We start from the raw sequence: 15,798 nt of genomic DNA, 5'->3' as shown, positions 1-15,798 counted from the left end.
CGGGCGTTGCGTTTAGAGTCCGGACGCTGTGCCGTGCATTTGCATGCTACGGCCCATCGTGGCCCTTGAAGTGCGCGAGTCAGAGGCTGCGAGCAACCTGAACCTTCTCGAAGACTTCGATCTTGTCGCCGACTTTGACGTCGTTGTAGCTCTTCACGCCGATACCGCATTCCATGCCGGCACGTACTTCGGAAGCGTCATCCTTGAAGCGGCGCAGGGATTCCAGCTCGCCTTCGAAGATAACGATGTCTTCACGCAGTACACGGATCGGACGGTTACGGTGCACGACACCTTCGATCACCATGCAACCGGCGATCGCGCCAAACTTCGGCGAACGGAACACGTCACGCACTTCGGCCACACCCAGGATGTTCTCGCGAACATCGCTGCCGAGCATGCCGGTCAGGGCTTTCTTGACGTCTTCGATGATGTCGTAGATCACGTTGTAGTAACGCATATCCAGACCTTCCTGCTCGACGATCTTGCGAGCGCCGGCATCGGCACGCACGTTGAAGCCGAACAGTACAGCGTTGGAAGCCAGTGCCAGGTTGGCGTCGGATTCGGTGATACCACCGACACCGCCACCCACGACGCGCACTTGTACTTCGTCGTTGCCCAGGCCATTCAAGGCACCGTTCAACGCTTCCAGCGAACCACGGACGTCGGATTTGAGGACGATGTTGAGCGTCTTCTTCTCGGCCTGACCCATGTTTTCGAAGATGTTTTCCAGCTTGCCGGCGTGAGCGCGAGCCAGTTTGACTTCGCGGAACTTGCCTTGACGGAACAGAGCCACTTCACGGGCTTTCTTCTCGTCGGCAACCACGCTCATCTCGTCGCCAGCGTCCGGGGTACCGTCCAGGCCGAGGATCTCGACAGGGATGGATGGACCGGCTTCCTTGATTGGCTTGCCGTTCTCGTCGAGCATGGCACGTACACGGCCGTAGTTCGAACCGACCAGGACCATGTCGCCTTGACGCAGCGTACCGTCCTGAACCAGCACGGTTGCCACCGGGCCACGACCCTTGTCGAGACGCGATTCAACCACCACACCACGGCCAGGAGCGGAAGGAGTAGCTTTCAGTTCGAGAACTTCGGCCTGCAGCAGAACGGCTTCAAGCAGCTCGTCCACGCCAGTACCCATCTTCGCCGAAACCGGAACGAATGGCGTGTCGCCACCCCAGTCTTCGGAAGTCACGCCGTGAACCGACAGCTCGCTGCGGATGCGATCGAGATCGGCGCCCGGCTTGTCGATCTTGTTCACTGCTACCACCAGCGGCACGCCAGCTGCCTGAGCATGCTGAACCGCTTCGATGGTTTGCGGCATCACACCGTCGTCCGCTGCAACCACGAGGATCACGATGTCGGTCGCCTTGGCACCACGGGCACGCATTGCGGTAAACGCGGCGTGACCCGGGGTGTCGAGGAAAGTGACCATGCCGCGATCAGTCTCAACGTGGTATGCACCGATGTGCTGGGTGATACCGCCGGCTTCGCCAGCAGCTACCTTGGCACGACGGATGTAGTCGAGCAGGGAAGTCTTACCATGGTCAACGTGGCCCATTACGGTCACGACTGGTGCACGGGAGAACGACTCACCTTCAAACTTCAGGGACTCGGCCAGGGAATCTTCCAGAGCGGTGTCGCTGACCAGGGTCACTTTGTGGCCCAGTTCTTCGGCTACCAGTTGAGCAGTTTCCTGATCAAGCACCTGGTTGATGGTCGCTGGGGTACCCAGTTTGAACATGAACTTGATGATTTCAGCCGCTTTGACCGACATCTGATTGGCCAGATCGCCAACCGTGATGGTCTCGCCGATCTGCACATCACGCACGACAGGGCCGGTCGGGCTCTGGAAACCGTGGGCGTTGCGCTTCTTCAGCTTGGCCTTGCCGCGACCACCACGACGGAAGCCATCGCTTTCTTCGTCGGTAGTGCGTGGCGCCACACGTGGCGCCGGGGCTTTTTCTTTGACCGATGCGCGATGCGGAGCGTTTTTGCGCTCGCCATCACCACCACCGCTGCGACGATTGTTGTCGTCGGCACGTGGCTTGTCCGGACGGCGCTGTTCGTTCTGCTTGTTGCGAACGTCAGCCGATGGAGCAGGAGCAGCAGCCACCGGTGCGCTTTCGCGAACAGGTTCGGCAGCGGCAGCCGGCGCCGCAACGGCGTCGCTGGCAGCGGTTTGCGCAGCAGCAGGCTGGCGACGCGCTTCTTCTTCGGCGCGCTGCTTGGCTTCTTCTTCAGCCTTCTGACGGGCAGCATTTTCTACTGCGCGACGCTCATCCAGTTCACGCTTGCGCTCGGCTTCGATTTCTTCCGGGCTGCGCTGTACGAAAACTTTCTTCTTGCGAACTTCAACGCTGATGCTCTTGCTACCAGCCACACGCAGGGTGCTGGTGGTTTTACGCTGCAGCGTGATCTTGCGTGGTTCTTCCACTTTCGCCTTGTGACTGCTCTTCAAGTGAGTCAGCAGGGATTGCTTCTCACTGTCAGTCACATTTTCGTCGGCGGCGGTGTGCGGCAGACCTGCCTCACGCATCTGCTGCAACAGGCGCTCTACCGGTGTTTTGACCTCATCGGCCAGTTGTTTCACCGTGACTTGCGTCATGCACTTCTCTCCTCAGGCCGCGCCTAATTACTCGAACCAGTGGGCTCGGGCGGCCATGATCAACTTGCCGGCACGATCATCGTCAATGCCGTCGATGTCGAGCAGGTCGTCAATAGACTGCTCGGCCAGGTCTTCGCGGGTAATTACGCCGCGCACCGCCAGTTCCATCGCCAAATCCTTGTCCATACCCTCAAGCGAGAGCAGGTCTTCGGCCGGATGGGCGTCTGCCAGCTTTTCCTCAGTAGCGATGGCTTTGGTCAACAAGCGATCCTTGGCGCGAGCACGAAGCTCGTTGACGATGTCCTCGTCAAAGCCGTCGATGTTGAGCATTTCCTCCACCGGTACGTAGGCAATCTCTTCCAGGCTGGTGAAGCCTTCATCTACCAGCACCTGAGCCAGTTCTTCGTCGACTTCCAGTTCGTCGATGAAGTTGCGCAGGATGTCGCCGGTTTCTGCTTGCTGCTTAGCCTGGATGTCCGATTCGGTCATCACGTTCAGGGTCCAGCCAGTCAACTGGCTGGCCAGACGCACGTTCTGACCACCGCGACCGATGGCCTGAGCCAGATTGTCTGCGCCAACGGCGATGTCCATGGCATGGGCATCTTCGTCAACGATAATTGCCGCAACCTCGGCCGGGGACATGGCGTTGATGACGAACTGGGCCGGGTTGTCGTCCCACAGCACGATATCAACACGCTCACCGCCCAACTCACCCGATACCGCCTGGACGCGCGAACCGCGCATACCGATGCAGGCACCTTGTGGGTCGATGCGCTTGTCCTTGGAGCGGACGGCGATCTTGGCTCGCGAACCCGGATCACGGGAGGCGGCCATGACCTCGATGAGGCCTTCGGCGATTTCCGGCACTTCGATACGGAACAGCTCGATCAGCATTTCCGGCGCGGTACGCGACAGGATCAGCTGCGGGCCGCGGTTCTCGGTGCGGATTTCCTTGAGCAGCGCACGCAGACGCACGCCGACACGGAAGGTTTCGCGAGAAATGATGTCTTCACGGGCCAGCAACGCTTCAGCATTGTTGCCCAGATCGACGATCACGTTGTCGCGGGTGACTTTTTTCACGGTGCCGGAGATGATTTCTCCCAGGCGCTCGCGATAGGCGTCGACCACTTGAGCGCGCTCGGCTTCGCGAACTTTCTGCACGATGACCTGCTTGGCAGTCTGTGCAGCGATGCGGCCGAATTCGATGGATTCGATTTTCTCTTCGACGACGTCACCGACCTTGGCACCAGGATGCGTTTCGGCAACCTTGCTTGGCCAGGTCTCGATGGCCGGATCGTCGAGATCATTCTCTTCGACGACCGTCCAGCGACGGAAGGTTTCGTAGGAACCGGTGTGGCGGTTGATTTCCACACGCAGGTCCACTTCGTCTTCAAAACGCTTTTTGGTAGCAGTGGCCAGAGCCAGCTCCAGCGCTTCAAAAATTACGCTTGCCGGTACACCCTTTTCATTGGATACCGACTCAACAACCAGCAGTACTTCTTTGCTCATCGTACGCCTCGCCTTTCGCAAGCCATTGGATCCGCGGGATCCGCGTCTCAGTCAAAACTGGGAATAATGTTGGCCTTGTCGATCATATCGATCGGCAACAGGAACTCGTGGTCTTCTACCTGCACCACGACGTCCTGCTCTTCTACACCGCGCAGAAGGCCCTGAAAATTGCGTCGACCTTCGAAAGGCGAGCGCAGCTTGATCTTCACTTGTTCACCGGCAAATTGGGCAAACTGCTCAAGAGTGAACAGCGGGCGCTCCATGCCAGGCGAGGAAACTTCAAGGGTGTATTCAACGGAGATAGGATCTTCAACATCCAGAACACCGCTGATCTGACGGCTGACAATGGCGCAATCGTCCACCAGCACGCCACCCTCTTTATCGATATAAACGCGCAACATCGAGTGACGACCCTGAGCCGAAAACTCGATACCCCAGCATTCATAGCCCAGGGCCACGACCACCGGGGCCAGCAAGGCCTGCAACTCTTCTAGCTTGCTCGACACCTGAACCCCCTAGTGCATGATATGTGCATGCTTTGCAAAATAAAAAAATGGGCATAACGCCCATCCTTGAAACGCCGTCGAACAGCGGCGTTGAAAGTATCCAGCTAACAAAAAGCCCCTTAAAAGGGGCTCCTTAAACTGGTTGCGGGGGCCGGATTTGAACCGACGACCTTCGGGTTATGAGCCCGACGAGCTACCAGACTGCTCCACCCCGCGACAAAGCTGGGGCGGAAGTATACGACCGATCCCTTTTAGGGTCAATGTAACCTTCCACCTGCAAGAAAGCCCGCAACAGCGGGCTCTCCTGACTAATTGGTACCGAGAAGGGGACTCGAACCCCTACACCCTATGGGCACAACCACCTCAAGGTTGCGTGTCTACCAATTCCACCACCTCGGCGATACTACGCTTGGAACTCTTCTTACTTCTGCTCTTGAGCTGGAGGCACGTCAGTCGCTGGAGTAGCCGACTTTTGCTCTTGAAGCACCGGGACATCATCAGAAGCCGGTTGTTGCTTAGGTACTTCCAACACTGCTGGATCTGGAAGACCTGCTTGAGTCAGCTGATGAGCTTTCTCTTTAGCAAAGTAACCTAACCCCAAGCTGGTTATGAAGAAACCGGCGGCAAGTATAGCAGTAAACTTACTAAGAAAGGTAGAGGAACCTTGGCTTCCGAACACAGTATTTGAAGCACCTGCTCCGAAAGACGCGCCAGCGTCCGCACCCTTACCCTGCTGCAGCAAAACCAGAGCAACTACGCCCAATGCACCCAGCAGATGAAAAACGACTACGACTGTTTCCAGCATTTTTTCAGTTTCCCGCGGCGCGACAGATCGCACCGAACTCATCTGCATTCAGGGAAGCTCCACCAATGAGCCCCCCATCGATATCCGGCATGCCGAACAGTTCGACCGCATTGGCCGCCTTCACGCTGCCGCCGTATAGAAGCCGCACACCTCGTGCGACTTCAGAATTCTCTGCCGCCAACTGCTCGCGAATGGCTTTATGCACATCCTGAGCCTGTTGCGGCGTTGCAGTCAGCCCAGTACCAATGGCCCAGACCGGCTCGTATGCAATCACTGCCTTGGCAAAGGCACCAACACCCAGCTCCTCGATGATGCTGCCCAGCTGACGCCCGACAACTTCAAGAGTTTTTCCGGCTTCGCGCTGCTCGAGGGTTTCCCCTACACACAACACCGGAGTCAAGCCACATGCCTGTGCCGCTGCGAACTTGCGATTCAGCATCCCGTCTCGCTCGCCCATAATCTGGCGGCGTTCGGAGTGCCCGACAAGCACCAGGGAACAACCTGCATCCACCAGTTGGCTGGGAGCAATCTCACCAGTCAACGCACCTTGCATGGCTTCCACCGCAGAATTCTGCGCGCCGACCGAAATCGACTTGCCTTTCAAGCCATCAATCACTTGATTGATATACAAGCAAGGCGGGAACACCGCGACATCAACACCGCTTGGCAAGGCCAGATGACGAAGGCCGTTGATCAGCTCAGCGACGCTGGCGCGGGTACCGTGCATCTTCCAGTTACCAGCTACCATAGGGCGACGCATGCTGTACCTCGTCGGTCAAAGTGGGCGCAGATGTTACCCAACACAATCATGGCTTGCAAGCCGTATCAGGCAGAAACTTCGGTTACCAGTTTTGCCAGCTCTTCGGCATAGCCGCGAACCTGGTTTTCGTCCTCGCCTTCGACCATTACGCGCACCAGAGGCTCTGTGCCGGACTTGCGCAGAAGCACGCGACCGCGCCCCGCCATCGCCTGAGTGACACGGGCACTGGCTTCCTTGACAGCCGGATGCTCCAGCGGGCTTTCACCGCCGCCAAAGCGAACGTTGATCAGCACCTGAGGGCACTTGCGCAAAGCCTGCCGCGTTTGCGCCAAACCTTCGTTGCGGGATTTCAGAGCCATCAACACCTGCAGAGCCGCGATGATCGCATCGCCCGTGGTGGTGTGGTTGAAGCAGACCACATGCCCGGAGTTTTCCCCGCCAACGAGCCAGTTGCGCTCTTGCAGCTCGGCAATCACGTAGCGGTCACCGACATTGGCGCGAACGAACGGGATCGACAGATCCGCCAAGGCCAGCTCGAGACCAAGATTGCTCATCAATGTACCGACGACGCCACCCTGCAACTTGCCACGCTCATGCAGATCGCGAGCAATGATGAACAGCAGGTCGTCACCATCAACGATGGTGCCGGTGTGATCGACCATCAATACCCGATCACCATCACCATCGAAGGCGATACCCAGGTCCGCATGTTCAGCCAGAACGGCGGCCTGCAACGGCCCCATATGCGTGGAACCGCAGTTATCGTTGATGTTCAGCCCGTTCGGCTGAGCAGACAGCACGACGACTTCGGCACCCAGCTCACGGAAGACGCTCGGTGCAACCTTATAAGTGGCACCGTGCGCACAATCGATGACGATTTTCAGACCGGCGAAACTGGTCCCGGTAGGCACACTGCTTTTGCAGAACTCGATGTAGCGACCCGATGCGTCATTGATTCGCGAGACTTTGCCGATCTTGCTCGACTCGACGACGGTCATCGGCGTATCGAGCAACTCTTCGATCATCAATTCCAATTCATCCGGCAGCTTGGTGCCTTTGCCGGAGAAGAACTTGATGCCGTTGTCATCATGCGGGTTGTGCGATGCACTGATCACGATCCCGGCCTCTGCCTGGAAAGTGCGCGACAGATAGGCGATGGCAGGTGTCGGCATCGGGCCGAGCAGCATCACATCGGCACCCGCCGAGGTCAGGCCCGCCTCCAGTGCCGATTCGAACATATAGCCGGAGATCCGCGTGTCCTTGCCGACCAGCACCTTGCAGGCACCCATCTTGCGGAAAGCCATGCCAGCCGCCCAGCCGAGCTTGAGCATGAAGTCAGGTGTGATCGGGTATTCACCTACGCGACCGCGAATGCCGTCGGTACCAAAATATTTCTTGCTCATAAGTGCTCCATCATTCTTATTCGGCTGATTCTACGGCCGCGATCATTCGCACTACATCGACAGTTTCCGGCACATCGTGGACACGCAATATCCGCGCGCCCTTGACCGACGCCAGCGCTGCCAGCGCCAGGCCGCCATGCAGACGTTCGCCCACGGGACGATTCAAAGCGTGGCCAATCATACTCTTGCGCGAAACACCTACCAGCAAAGGTCGACCCAGCGCATGCAGGGCCTCCATGTGCTTGAACAAGCTTAGATTGTGCTGCAGGGTTTTGGCGAAGCCGAAGCCGGGATCGAGAATGATCCGCTCGGCAGGAATGCCCGCCTGCGCGCACTGGTCCATGCGTTCGGCGAGAAACTCACCGACCTCGCGAGTGACATCCTGATACCGCGGATTGTCCTGCATATCCCCCGGTTCGCCGAGCATATGCATGAGACAGACCGGCAACCCTGTCGCCGCCGCCGCATCCAGCGCACCATCGCGACGCAACGAACGCACATCATTGATCAGGCCGGCACCGAGCCGTGCGGTTTCGCGCATGACTGCCGGGGTGGAAGTATCGACCGAGATGATCACATCCAGCTCGCGATTGATCAGCTCGACAATCGGCGCGACGCGCTCAAGTTCCTCCAGAGGAGAGACCGCTCGCGCACCCGGCCGGGTCGATTCGCCGCCGACATCGATCAGCGTCGCGCCAGCCAACACCATCGCTTCGGCGTGGCGCAAAGCCGCATCGAGCTGGCTATAGCGACCACCATCGGAGAAAGAATCAGGAGTGACATTGAGAATGCCCATGACATGCGTCTGGGCCAAATCAAGAACCCGGTTGCCGCAAGGCAACCAGGTTAGGGACTGTACAGAAGTCATTTCAAGCCTTAAACGTCAGCAGCCGGACCGCCAATCGGTTTTTCCGGACGCTCGTCCTGCACGACAGGCGGCGGAGGCGTACCGGTGCCACCCGACCAGTCGCGAGGTTCGCGAGGTGTGCGGCCGGCCATGATGTCGTCAATCTGCTCGGCATCGATGGTTTCGTACTTCATCAGCGCATCAGCCATGGCATCCAGTTTGTCACGGTTATCCGTGAGGATCTGCTTGGCCGTGCCGTAGCACTGATCGATGATGCTGCGCACTTCGGAGTCGATCAGCTTGGCGGTCTCACCGGAGAAGCTGGCAGCCTGGCCGCCACCGCCGCGACCGAGGAACACTTCGCCCTCTTCTTCGGCATACATCAGCGGACCGAGTTTTTCCGACAGGCCCCATTTCGTCACCATGTTCCGGGCAATCTGACTTGCACGCATGATGTCGTTGGACGCACCGGTGGTTACACCGTCAAAGCCCAGGGTCATTTCTTCTGCGATACGGCCACCGTACAACGAGCAGATCTGGCTGATCAGCGCACGTTTGGACAGGCTGTAACGATCTTCTTCCGGGAGGAACATGGTCACACCCAGCGCACGACCGCGCGGGATGATCGACACCTTGTAGACCGGATCATGCTCAGGCACGACGCGACCAACGATGGCGTGGCCGGCTTCGTGGTAAGCAGTATTCTGCTTTTCTTTCTCGGACATGACCATGGATTTGCGCTCGGCGCCCATCATGATCTTGTCTTTCGCCAGTTCGAACTCTTTCATCTCGACGATGCGTTTGCCGCTACGAGCAGCGAACAACGACGCTTCGTTGACCAGGTTGGCCAGGTCAGCACCCGAGAAGCCAGGAGTACCACGTGCGATCACTGCCGGAGCAACGTCGTCGCCCATTGGCACTTTACGCATGTGCACTTTCAGAATCTGCTCGCGACCACGAATATCCGGCAAGCCGACGACCACCTGACGGTCGAAACGGCCCGGACGCAGCAGCGCAGGGTCGAGTACGTCCGGACGGTTGGTCGCAGCAATAACAATGATGCCGTCATTCATTTCAAAGCCGTCCATCTCTACCAGCAACTGGTTGAGAGTCTGCTCACGCTCGTCATGACCGCCACCCATGCCGGCGCCACGATGGCGACCTACGGCATCGATTTCGTCGATGAAGATGATGCAAGGGGCGTGCTTCTTGGCCTGCTCGAACATGTCGCGGACGCGGCTCGCGCCGACACCGACGAACATTTCGACAAAGTCGGAACCGGAAATGGTGAAGAACGGCACTTTCGCTTCGCCGGCAATCGCCTTGGCCAGCAAGGTTTTACCGGTACCCGGCGGGCCGACCATCAGCACGCCGCGCGGGATACGCCCGCCCAGACGCTGGAATTTGCCCGGATCACGCAGGAACTCGACCAGCTCGCCGACTTCTTCCTTGGCTTCGTCGCAACCGGCAACGTCAGCCAAAGTGGTTTTCACCTGATCTTCGGAGAGCAGGCGTGCCTTGCTCTTGCCGAAGCTCATCGGCCCGCCCTTGCCACCGGCGCCGCCCTGCATCTGGCGCATGAAGAACATGAACACCGCGATGATCACCAGGATCGGGAAGCTGGCCACCAGGAGCTGAGTCCAGATGCTTTGCTGTTCAGGCTGCTTGCCTTCAACCACAACATGATTGTCGACCAGATCGCCGATCAGGCCATTATCCTGAATTGCCGGACGAATGGTCTTGAAGCTGTCGCCATCGGTGCGCTTGCCGGTAATCACATAGCCGTCAACGGCTACGCGCTCGACCTTGCCATCCTTGACCTGCTGGATGAAGTCGGAATAGTTGAGGGTCTGCGGCTCGTTAGGGCTGGAGAAGTTGTTCATCACCGTCACCAGGACTGCCGCGATGATCAACCACAGGATCAGATTCTTTGCCATATCGTTCAATTAACTACCCTCTGAAGCAAGCTCCGCTACTGGCGCGCGCTTCGCATGATATTCACCGGCCTAACTTACTACATTACCTACAACTCTGGCAGGCGCCGTCTGTAACCCTTTGTGAAACACTTTCTACACAATATTCGCTTATGCCCGCAGAGCGAAATATGAAAAACCTATCGCCCCGCCGAAAAACCTTGTTTTACGCATCACCGCCGCGATAACCCCAGGCCAGCATGTACTGCTCACGGGAGCTGCCACGGGAAGAGTCTGGCTTGATCATCTGGATCTTGTCGAATTTCTTCCGAGCATCCTTCAGATAAACGTCAAACCCTTCGCCCTGAAAAATCTTGATGACGAAATTGCCACCGGGCTTGAGGATCCGTTCCGCCAGGTCCAGCGCCAGCTCACAGAGGAACATGGCCTTGGGCATGTCCACTTCGGGCGTACCACTCATATTGGGGGCCATATCGGAAATCACAAGGTCCACCTGCGAATTACCCACGGCCTCCAGGATTTCAGCGAGCACCGAGTCCTCCGTGAAGTCGCCCTGGATAAAATGCACGTCCGGAATGCTGTCCATTTCCAGGATGTCCGAAGCGATCAGACGACCCTGACCGCCGATCAACCGACTGGTCACCTGGGACCAGCCACCCGGCGCCGCGCCGAGGTCGACCACGCTCATGCCCGGACGGATGAGTTTGTATTTTTCCTGGATCTCCAGAAGTTTGTAACTTGCACGCGAGCGGTAGCCATCCTTCTGCGCCTGCTTCACATAAGGATCGTTGACATGTCTTTTCAGCCAACCAAGGCTTGTCTTGGAACGCGCCATTGGGCACCTCGATGATTAGGGTCGTGATTAGTTGGGCGGATCCACGAACCCTCGGGTAAAATGGCCGCCATTTTACAGAATCCAGACGAAAGGGTCAGATTATGCCGCTCACTCCAGAGCAGAAGAAACAGTACAAATCCATCGGCCACCACCTCAAACCAGTGTTGACGGTAGCGGACAACGGTTTGACTGAAGGTGTTTTAGCCGAACTTGAACGCGCCTTGGCCGATCACGAGCTGATCAAGATCAAGCTCAATATCCTCGATCGCGAGTCGCGCCTGGCGCACATCGCCGAACTGTGCAAGGTCGGCAAAGCGGACCTGGTTCAGGTGATCGGCAAGATGGCTCTGGTCTACCGCAAGAACTTCAGCGCCAACAAGCAGCTGTCGAACGTTCATCGCTTCAAGTGATGTGCAGGGTCAAGGGTGTGCTTCGCGCACCCTGCCACTCCATCCCGGCACCGGCTGCATGACCAGCACCAGCCCGGAAAATCCCAGCACCAGATAACTGAATACCTGCCAGCGCTGCGCATCCGGCCAGCCGACACGCACAGCGACATACATCGCGCACGCGTACAACGCCATCAACAGCACCTGCCCGCGAAAATCCCGCCATAGACTGCCAAGGCCCTCGGCCTGTACCAGCACCAAAGCCTGAAAGATCACGCACAGAGCGGCGAACCCCACCACCAGCACTTCGAATGCACTGGCCACTTCGTCGATCAACAGCGGCGCCAGGCCGATCTGGCCCAACGCCGGCTGCAAACCGATATGAATCAACCATAGGCCACCGACCCAAAGCATCTGGGTCAGTTGCCAAAGCATGGCGCCCGCATGCAGCGGGCGCCTTCTTTCAGATGTGACGAACTTCGACAATCTCGTACTCGATCACGCCGCTTGGCGTTTTGACGGCGACGACGTCACCCTCTTCCTTGCCAATCAAGGCGCGGGCCAGCGGCGAACCGACGGAGATCTTGCCGAGTTTGAAGTCAGCCTCATCCTCACCCACGATGTGGTAAGTGACGCTTTCATCAGTCTCGACGTTGGCGATCTCGACGGTAGTACCGAAAATCACTTTACCGGTGTGAGGAATGGTCGTGACATCGATGATGACCTGATTCTGAATCCGGCCTTCGATGTCACGAATACGCGCTTCGACCATGCCTTGCTGTTCGCGGGCAGCATGGTATTCAGCGTTTTCCTTCAAGTCACCCAACTCGCGGGCCGTACCGATGTCCTGGCTGAGCTTCGGACGGACGACCTTGGTCAGGTGAGCATGCTCCTCTTCCAGGGCGCGAGCGCCCTGAACAGTCATTGGGTACTTGGTTATGCTCATGCCTTCAATCCTGCGTGTAGATCCTGCAAGCGGCGCACGGTCTTTTCCGGACCGAACTTCAGCGCTTCGCAGATCGCTTCGCCCGCAGCGATAGTGGTGGTGCAGTAGATCTTGTGCTGCAGGGCATTGCGACGAATGGAGTACGAATCGGCGATCGATTGACGACCTTCGGTGGTGTTGATGATCAGCGTGACTTCGTCATTCTTGATCATGTCGACCACGTGCGGACGACCCTCGGTCACCTTGTTCACGCGGCGCACTTTCAGGCCTGCGGCTTCGATCAGCTTGGCAGTGCCGGCAGTGGCGACCACTTCGAAGCCCAAGTTGATCAGATCACGGGCCACGCCTGCAACCAGTGGCTTGTCGTCATCGCGCACGCTGATGAACGCGGTACCGCCGGTCGGCAGCACTTCGCTGGCACCCATCTGCGCCTTGGCGAATGCTTCGCCGAAGGTATCGCCGACACCCATCACTTCACCGGTCGACTTCATCTCTGGGCCGAGGATCGGGTCAACGCCAGGGAACTTGGCGAACGGGAACACCGCTTCTTTAACGCTGTAGAAGTTCGGGATGATTTCTTTGGTGAAGCCGATTTCCTTCAGGGTCTTACCGGCCATCACGCGCGCAGCGATCATGGCCAGGGAAACACCGATGCACTTGGAAACGAACGGCACGGTACGCGAGGCGCGGGGGTTGACTTCGATGACGTAGATGTCTTCGCCCTGCAAAGCCAGCTGCACGTTCATCAGGCCGACAACGCCCAATTCCAGAGCCATTTTCTTGACCTGTTCGCGCATCTCGTCCTGGATGTGCGCCGGCAGCGAGTACGGCGGCAGCGAGCACGCAGAGTCACCGGAGTGAACGCCCGCCTGTTCGATGTGCTGCATGATCGCGCCGATCACCACGTCTTTGCCGTCGCAGACCGCATCCACGTCCATTTCGATGGCGCAGTTGAGGAAGTGGTCGAGCAGCACCGGGCTGTCGTTGGACACTTGCACCGCGTCACGCAGATAGCGCTTGAGTTCGTCTTCTTTGTATACGATTTCCATGGCACGGCCGCCCAACACGTAGGACGGGCGCACCACCAGCGGATAACCGATCTTCGCCGCAGCGCGAACAGCTTCATCTTCGCTACGCACAGTGGCGTTTGGCGGCTGACGCAGGTTCAAGCGCTCGACCATTTGCTGGAAGCGCTCGCGGTCTTCGGCGCGGTCGATGGCGTCAGGGCTGGTGCCGATGATCGGCACGCCAGCGGCTTCCAGAGCACGAGCCAGTTTCAGCGGAGTCTGGCCGCCGTACTGGACGATCACGCCTTTCGGCTTCTCGACGCGGCAGATTTCCAGCACGTCTTCCAGGGTTACCGGCTCGAAGTACAGACGGTCGGAAGTGTCGTAGTCGGTGGAAACGGTTTCCGGGTTGCAGTTGACCATGATGGTTTCGTAGCCGTCTTCGCGCAGGGCGAGCGCAGCGTGAACGCAGCAGTAGTCGAACTCGATGCCCTGGCCAATACGGTTCGGACCGCCACCCAGGATCATGATCTTGTCGCGACCCGACGGCGCTGCTTCGCACTCTTCCTCGTAGGTCGAGTACAGGTAAGCGGTGTCGGTAGCGAACTCGGCGGCGCAGGTGTCAACGCGCTTGTAGACCGGGAACACTTCCAGCTTCTGACGGTGCGTACGCAGGTTTTTCTCGGTGACGCCCAGCAGCTTGGCCAGACGCTGATCGGAGAAGCCTTTGCGCTTGAGCTTGAACATCAGGTCGCGGTCGATCGAGGACAGACCGAGTGTCTTGACCTTCTCTTCGTCCTTGATCAGGTCTTCGATCTGCACCAGGAACCACGGGTCGATCATGTTCATGCCGAAGATGTCTTCGACCGACAGGCCGGCGCGGAAGGCGTCAGCCACGTACCAGATACGCTCGGCGCCCGGCACGGTCAGTTCGCGCTTGAGCACGCTCATGCTGTCCGGGTTGCTCAGATCGAGCTTCTCGTCCAGACCGCAAACGCCCACTTCCAGACCGCGCAGGGCTTTCTGCAGGGATTCCTGGAAGGTCCGGCCGATGGCCATGACTTCGCCGACCGACTTCATTTGCGTGGTCAGGCGTGCGTCAGCCTTGGCGAATTTCTCGAAGGCGAAGCGTGGCAGCTTGGTGACGACGTAGTCGATCGACGGTTCGAAGGACGCCGGGGTCTTGCCGCCGGTGATGTCGTTCGACAGCTCGTCGAGGGTGTAACCCACAGCCAGTTTGGCCGCGACCTTGGCGATCGGGAAACCGGTGGCTTTCGAAGCCAGTGCCGAGGAACGCGATACACGCGGGTTCATTTCGATCACGACCATGCGGCCAGTGTTCGGGCAGATACCGAACTGCACGTTCGAACCGCCGGTCTCGACGCCGATCTCGCGCAGTACCGCCAGCGAGGCGTTACGCAGGATCTGGTATTCCTTGTCGGTCAGGGTTTGCGCAGGAGCTACGGTGATCGAGTCACCGGTGTGCACGCCCATCGGGTCGAAGTTTTCGATCGAGCAGACGATGATGCAGTTGTCCTTTTTGTCGCGGACAACTTCCATTTCATATTCTTTCCAGCCGATCAGCGATTCGTCGATCAGCAGCTCTTTGGTCGGCGACAGGTCCAGACCACGGGCGCAGATTTCTTCGAACTCTTCACGGTTGTAAGCGATACCGCCACCGGTGCCGCCCATGGTGAAGGACGGACGGATGATGCACGGGAAACCGAGGGTTTCGAGAACCGCGTTGGCCTCTTCCATGCTGTGGGCAATGCCGGAACGCGGGCATGCCAGGCCGATGGATTTCATCGCCTTGTCGAAACGCGAACGGTCCTCAGCCTTGTCGATGGTGTCGGCATTGGCACCGATCATCTCTACGCCGAACTTCTCCAGAACGCCTTCGCGCTCCAGGTCCAGGGCGCAGTTTAGAGCGGTCTGGCCGCCCATGGTTGGCAGTACGGCGTCCGGACGCTCTTTTTCGATGATCTTGGCCACGGTCTGCCACTTGATCGGCTCGATATAGGTGGCGTCGGCCATGTCCGGGTCGGTCATGATGGTGGCCGGGTTGGAGTTCACCAGGATGACGCGGTAACCCTCTTCGCGCAGGGCCTTGCAGGCCTGGGCGCCGGAGTAGTCGAATTCGCAGGCCTGGCCGATCACGATCGGGCCAGCGCCGAGAATCAGGATGCTTTTAATGTCTGTACGTTTTGGCATGGTTTGTCACTCAAATCCGCAGGTCAGTCGGCAAGCCG

General features: G+C 58.4%; 13 protein-coding genes and 2 tRNA genes. 1 reads left to right on the top strand and 14 read right to left on the bottom strand.

Annotation, left to right across the window (positions count from 1 at the left end):
* Positions 1-79: 79 nt before the first annotated feature.
* From infB to rlmE, 11 genes are all read right to left on the bottom strand, one after another.
* Positions 80-2,608 (bottom strand): translation initiation factor IF-2, encoded by a 2,529-nt coding sequence (infB, locus tag D8U71_RS10930; protein ID WP_024011570.1) that lies wholly within the window; start codon positions 2,606-2,608, stop codon positions 80-82.
* A 27-nt stretch (positions 2,609-2,635) separates the two neighbouring features.
* A complete protein-coding gene (gene nusA, locus D8U71_RS10925) occupies positions 2,636-4,117 on the bottom strand; it encodes a transcription termination factor NusA (protein ID WP_024011569.1) in 1,482 nt (493 codons plus the stop codon).
* Positions 4,118-4,164: 47 nt separating this feature from the next.
* Entirely contained in the window at positions 4,165-4,623 is a 459-nt protein-coding gene (rimP, locus tag D8U71_RS10920) for a ribosome maturation factor RimP (protein WP_125927170.1), read from the bottom strand.
* A gap of 139 nt (positions 4,624-4,762) precedes the next feature.
* Positions 4,763-4,839, bottom strand: a tRNA-Met gene (locus D8U71_RS10915).
* Positions 4,840-4,936: 97 nt separating this feature from the next.
* Positions 4,937-5,022 (bottom strand) — tRNA-Leu (locus tag D8U71_RS10910).
* Positions 5,023-5,044: 22 nt separating this feature from the next.
* Positions 5,045-5,428 (bottom strand): preprotein translocase subunit SecG, encoded by a 384-nt coding sequence (gene secG / locus D8U71_RS10905; RefSeq protein ID WP_016771756.1) that lies wholly within the window; start codon positions 5,426-5,428, stop codon positions 5,045-5,047.
* A gap of 4 nt (positions 5,429-5,432) precedes the next feature.
* Positions 5,433-6,188, bottom strand: coding sequence for a triose-phosphate isomerase (gene tpiA, locus D8U71_RS10900; protein ID WP_056782873.1), 756 nt, complete (start codon positions 6,186-6,188; stop codon positions 5,433-5,435).
* A 65-nt stretch (positions 6,189-6,253) separates the two neighbouring features.
* Complete coding sequence (gene glmM / locus D8U71_RS10895) at positions 6,254-7,591, bottom strand: phosphoglucosamine mutase (RefSeq protein WP_130887754.1); 1,338 nt, start codon at positions 7,589-7,591, stop codon at positions 6,254-6,256.
* Between the two features lie 16 nt (positions 7,592-7,607).
* Positions 7,608-8,459 (bottom strand): dihydropteroate synthase, encoded by an 852-nt coding sequence (gene folP / locus D8U71_RS10890; protein ID WP_130887753.1) that lies wholly within the window; start codon positions 8,457-8,459, stop codon positions 7,608-7,610.
* A gap of 8 nt (positions 8,460-8,467) precedes the next feature.
* Positions 8,468-10,375, bottom strand: coding sequence for an ATP-dependent zinc metalloprotease FtsH (gene ftsH, locus D8U71_RS10885; RefSeq protein ID WP_016771759.1), 1,908 nt, complete (start codon positions 10,373-10,375; stop codon positions 8,468-8,470).
* A 202-nt stretch (positions 10,376-10,577) separates the two neighbouring features.
* Positions 10,578-11,207: a 23S rRNA (uridine(2552)-2'-O)-methyltransferase RlmE gene (gene rlmE / locus D8U71_RS10880; RefSeq protein ID WP_016771760.1), complete on the bottom strand. Its 630-nt coding sequence runs from the start codon at positions 11,205-11,207 to the stop codon at positions 10,578-10,580.
* 101 nt (positions 11,208-11,308) lie between these two features.
* On the opposite strand from rlmE, the gene D8U71_RS10875 reads away from it, so the two are divergent.
* Entirely contained in the window at positions 11,309-11,617 is a 309-nt protein-coding gene (locus D8U71_RS10875) for a YhbY family RNA-binding protein (RefSeq protein WP_016771761.1), read from the top strand.
* Between the two features lie 9 nt (positions 11,618-11,626).
* Here D8U71_RS10875 and D8U71_RS10870 read toward each other — a convergent pair whose 3' ends face one another.
* The 3 genes from D8U71_RS10870 to carB are packed head-to-tail and all read right to left on the bottom strand — an operon-like array spanning position 11,627 to position 15,760.
* Complete coding sequence (locus D8U71_RS10870) at positions 11,627-12,031, bottom strand: hypothetical protein (protein ID WP_016771762.1); 405 nt, start codon at positions 12,029-12,031, stop codon at positions 11,627-11,629.
* A 28-nt stretch (positions 12,032-12,059) separates the two neighbouring features.
* Entirely contained in the window at positions 12,060-12,536 is a 477-nt protein-coding gene (gene greA / locus D8U71_RS10865) for a transcription elongation factor GreA (protein ID WP_038861135.1), read from the bottom strand.
* A 2-nt stretch (positions 12,537-12,538) separates the two neighbouring features.
* The gene (gene carB, locus D8U71_RS10860; protein ID WP_016771764.1) at positions 12,539-15,760 is read right to left on the bottom strand and encodes a carbamoyl-phosphate synthase large subunit; all 3,222 of its coding nucleotides are present in this window, start codon (positions 15,758-15,760) and stop codon (positions 12,539-12,541) included.
* Positions 15,761-15,798: the final 38 nt, after the last annotated feature.

It is taken from the genome of Pseudomonas sp. Sample_21, assembly GCF_004307525.1.
In the GTDB taxonomy this organism is placed as follows: Bacteria; Pseudomonadota; Gammaproteobacteria; order Pseudomonadales; family Pseudomonadaceae; genus Aquipseudomonas; species Aquipseudomonas atacamensis.
This window is presented reverse-complemented; position numbering and strand designations above follow the sequence as displayed.

Excerpts from the sequence above, each read along its gene's own strand:
- secG (WP_016771756.1), bottom strand. The coding sequence starts at position 5,428 with ATGCTGGAAACAGTCGTAGTCGTTTTTCATCTGCTGGGTGCATTGGGC.
- carB (WP_016771764.1), bottom strand. The coding sequence starts at position 15,760 with ATGCCAAAACGTACAGACATTAAAAGCATCCTGATTCTCGGCGCTGGC.
- ftsH (WP_016771759.1), bottom strand. The coding sequence starts at position 10,375 with ATGGCAAAGAATCTGATCCTGTGGTTGATCATCGCGGCAGTCCTGGTG.
- folP (WP_130887753.1), bottom strand. The coding sequence starts at position 8,459 with ATGACTTCTGTACAGTCCCTAACCTGGTTGCCTTGCGGCAACCGGGTT.
- infB (WP_024011570.1), bottom strand. The coding sequence starts at position 2,608 with ATGACGCAAGTCACGGTGAAACAACTGGCCGATGAGGTCAAAACACCG.
- glmM (WP_130887754.1), bottom strand. The coding sequence starts at position 7,591 with ATGAGCAAGAAATATTTTGGTACCGACGGCATTCGCGGTCGCGTAGGT.
- D8U71_RS10875 (WP_016771761.1), top strand. The coding sequence starts at position 11,309 with ATGCCGCTCACTCCAGAGCAGAAGAAACAGTACAAATCCATCGGCCAC.
- D8U71_RS10870 (WP_016771762.1), bottom strand. The coding sequence starts at position 12,031 with ATGCTTTGGCAACTGACCCAGATGCTTTGGGTCGGTGGCCTATGGTTG.
- tpiA (WP_056782873.1), bottom strand. The coding sequence starts at position 6,188 with ATGCGTCGCCCTATGGTAGCTGGTAACTGGAAGATGCACGGTACCCGC.
- nusA (WP_024011569.1), bottom strand. The coding sequence starts at position 4,117 with ATGAGCAAAGAAGTACTGCTGGTTGTTGAGTCGGTATCCAATGAAAAG.
- rlmE (WP_016771760.1), bottom strand. The coding sequence starts at position 11,207 with ATGGCGCGTTCCAAGACAAGCCTTGGTTGGCTGAAAAGACATGTCAAC.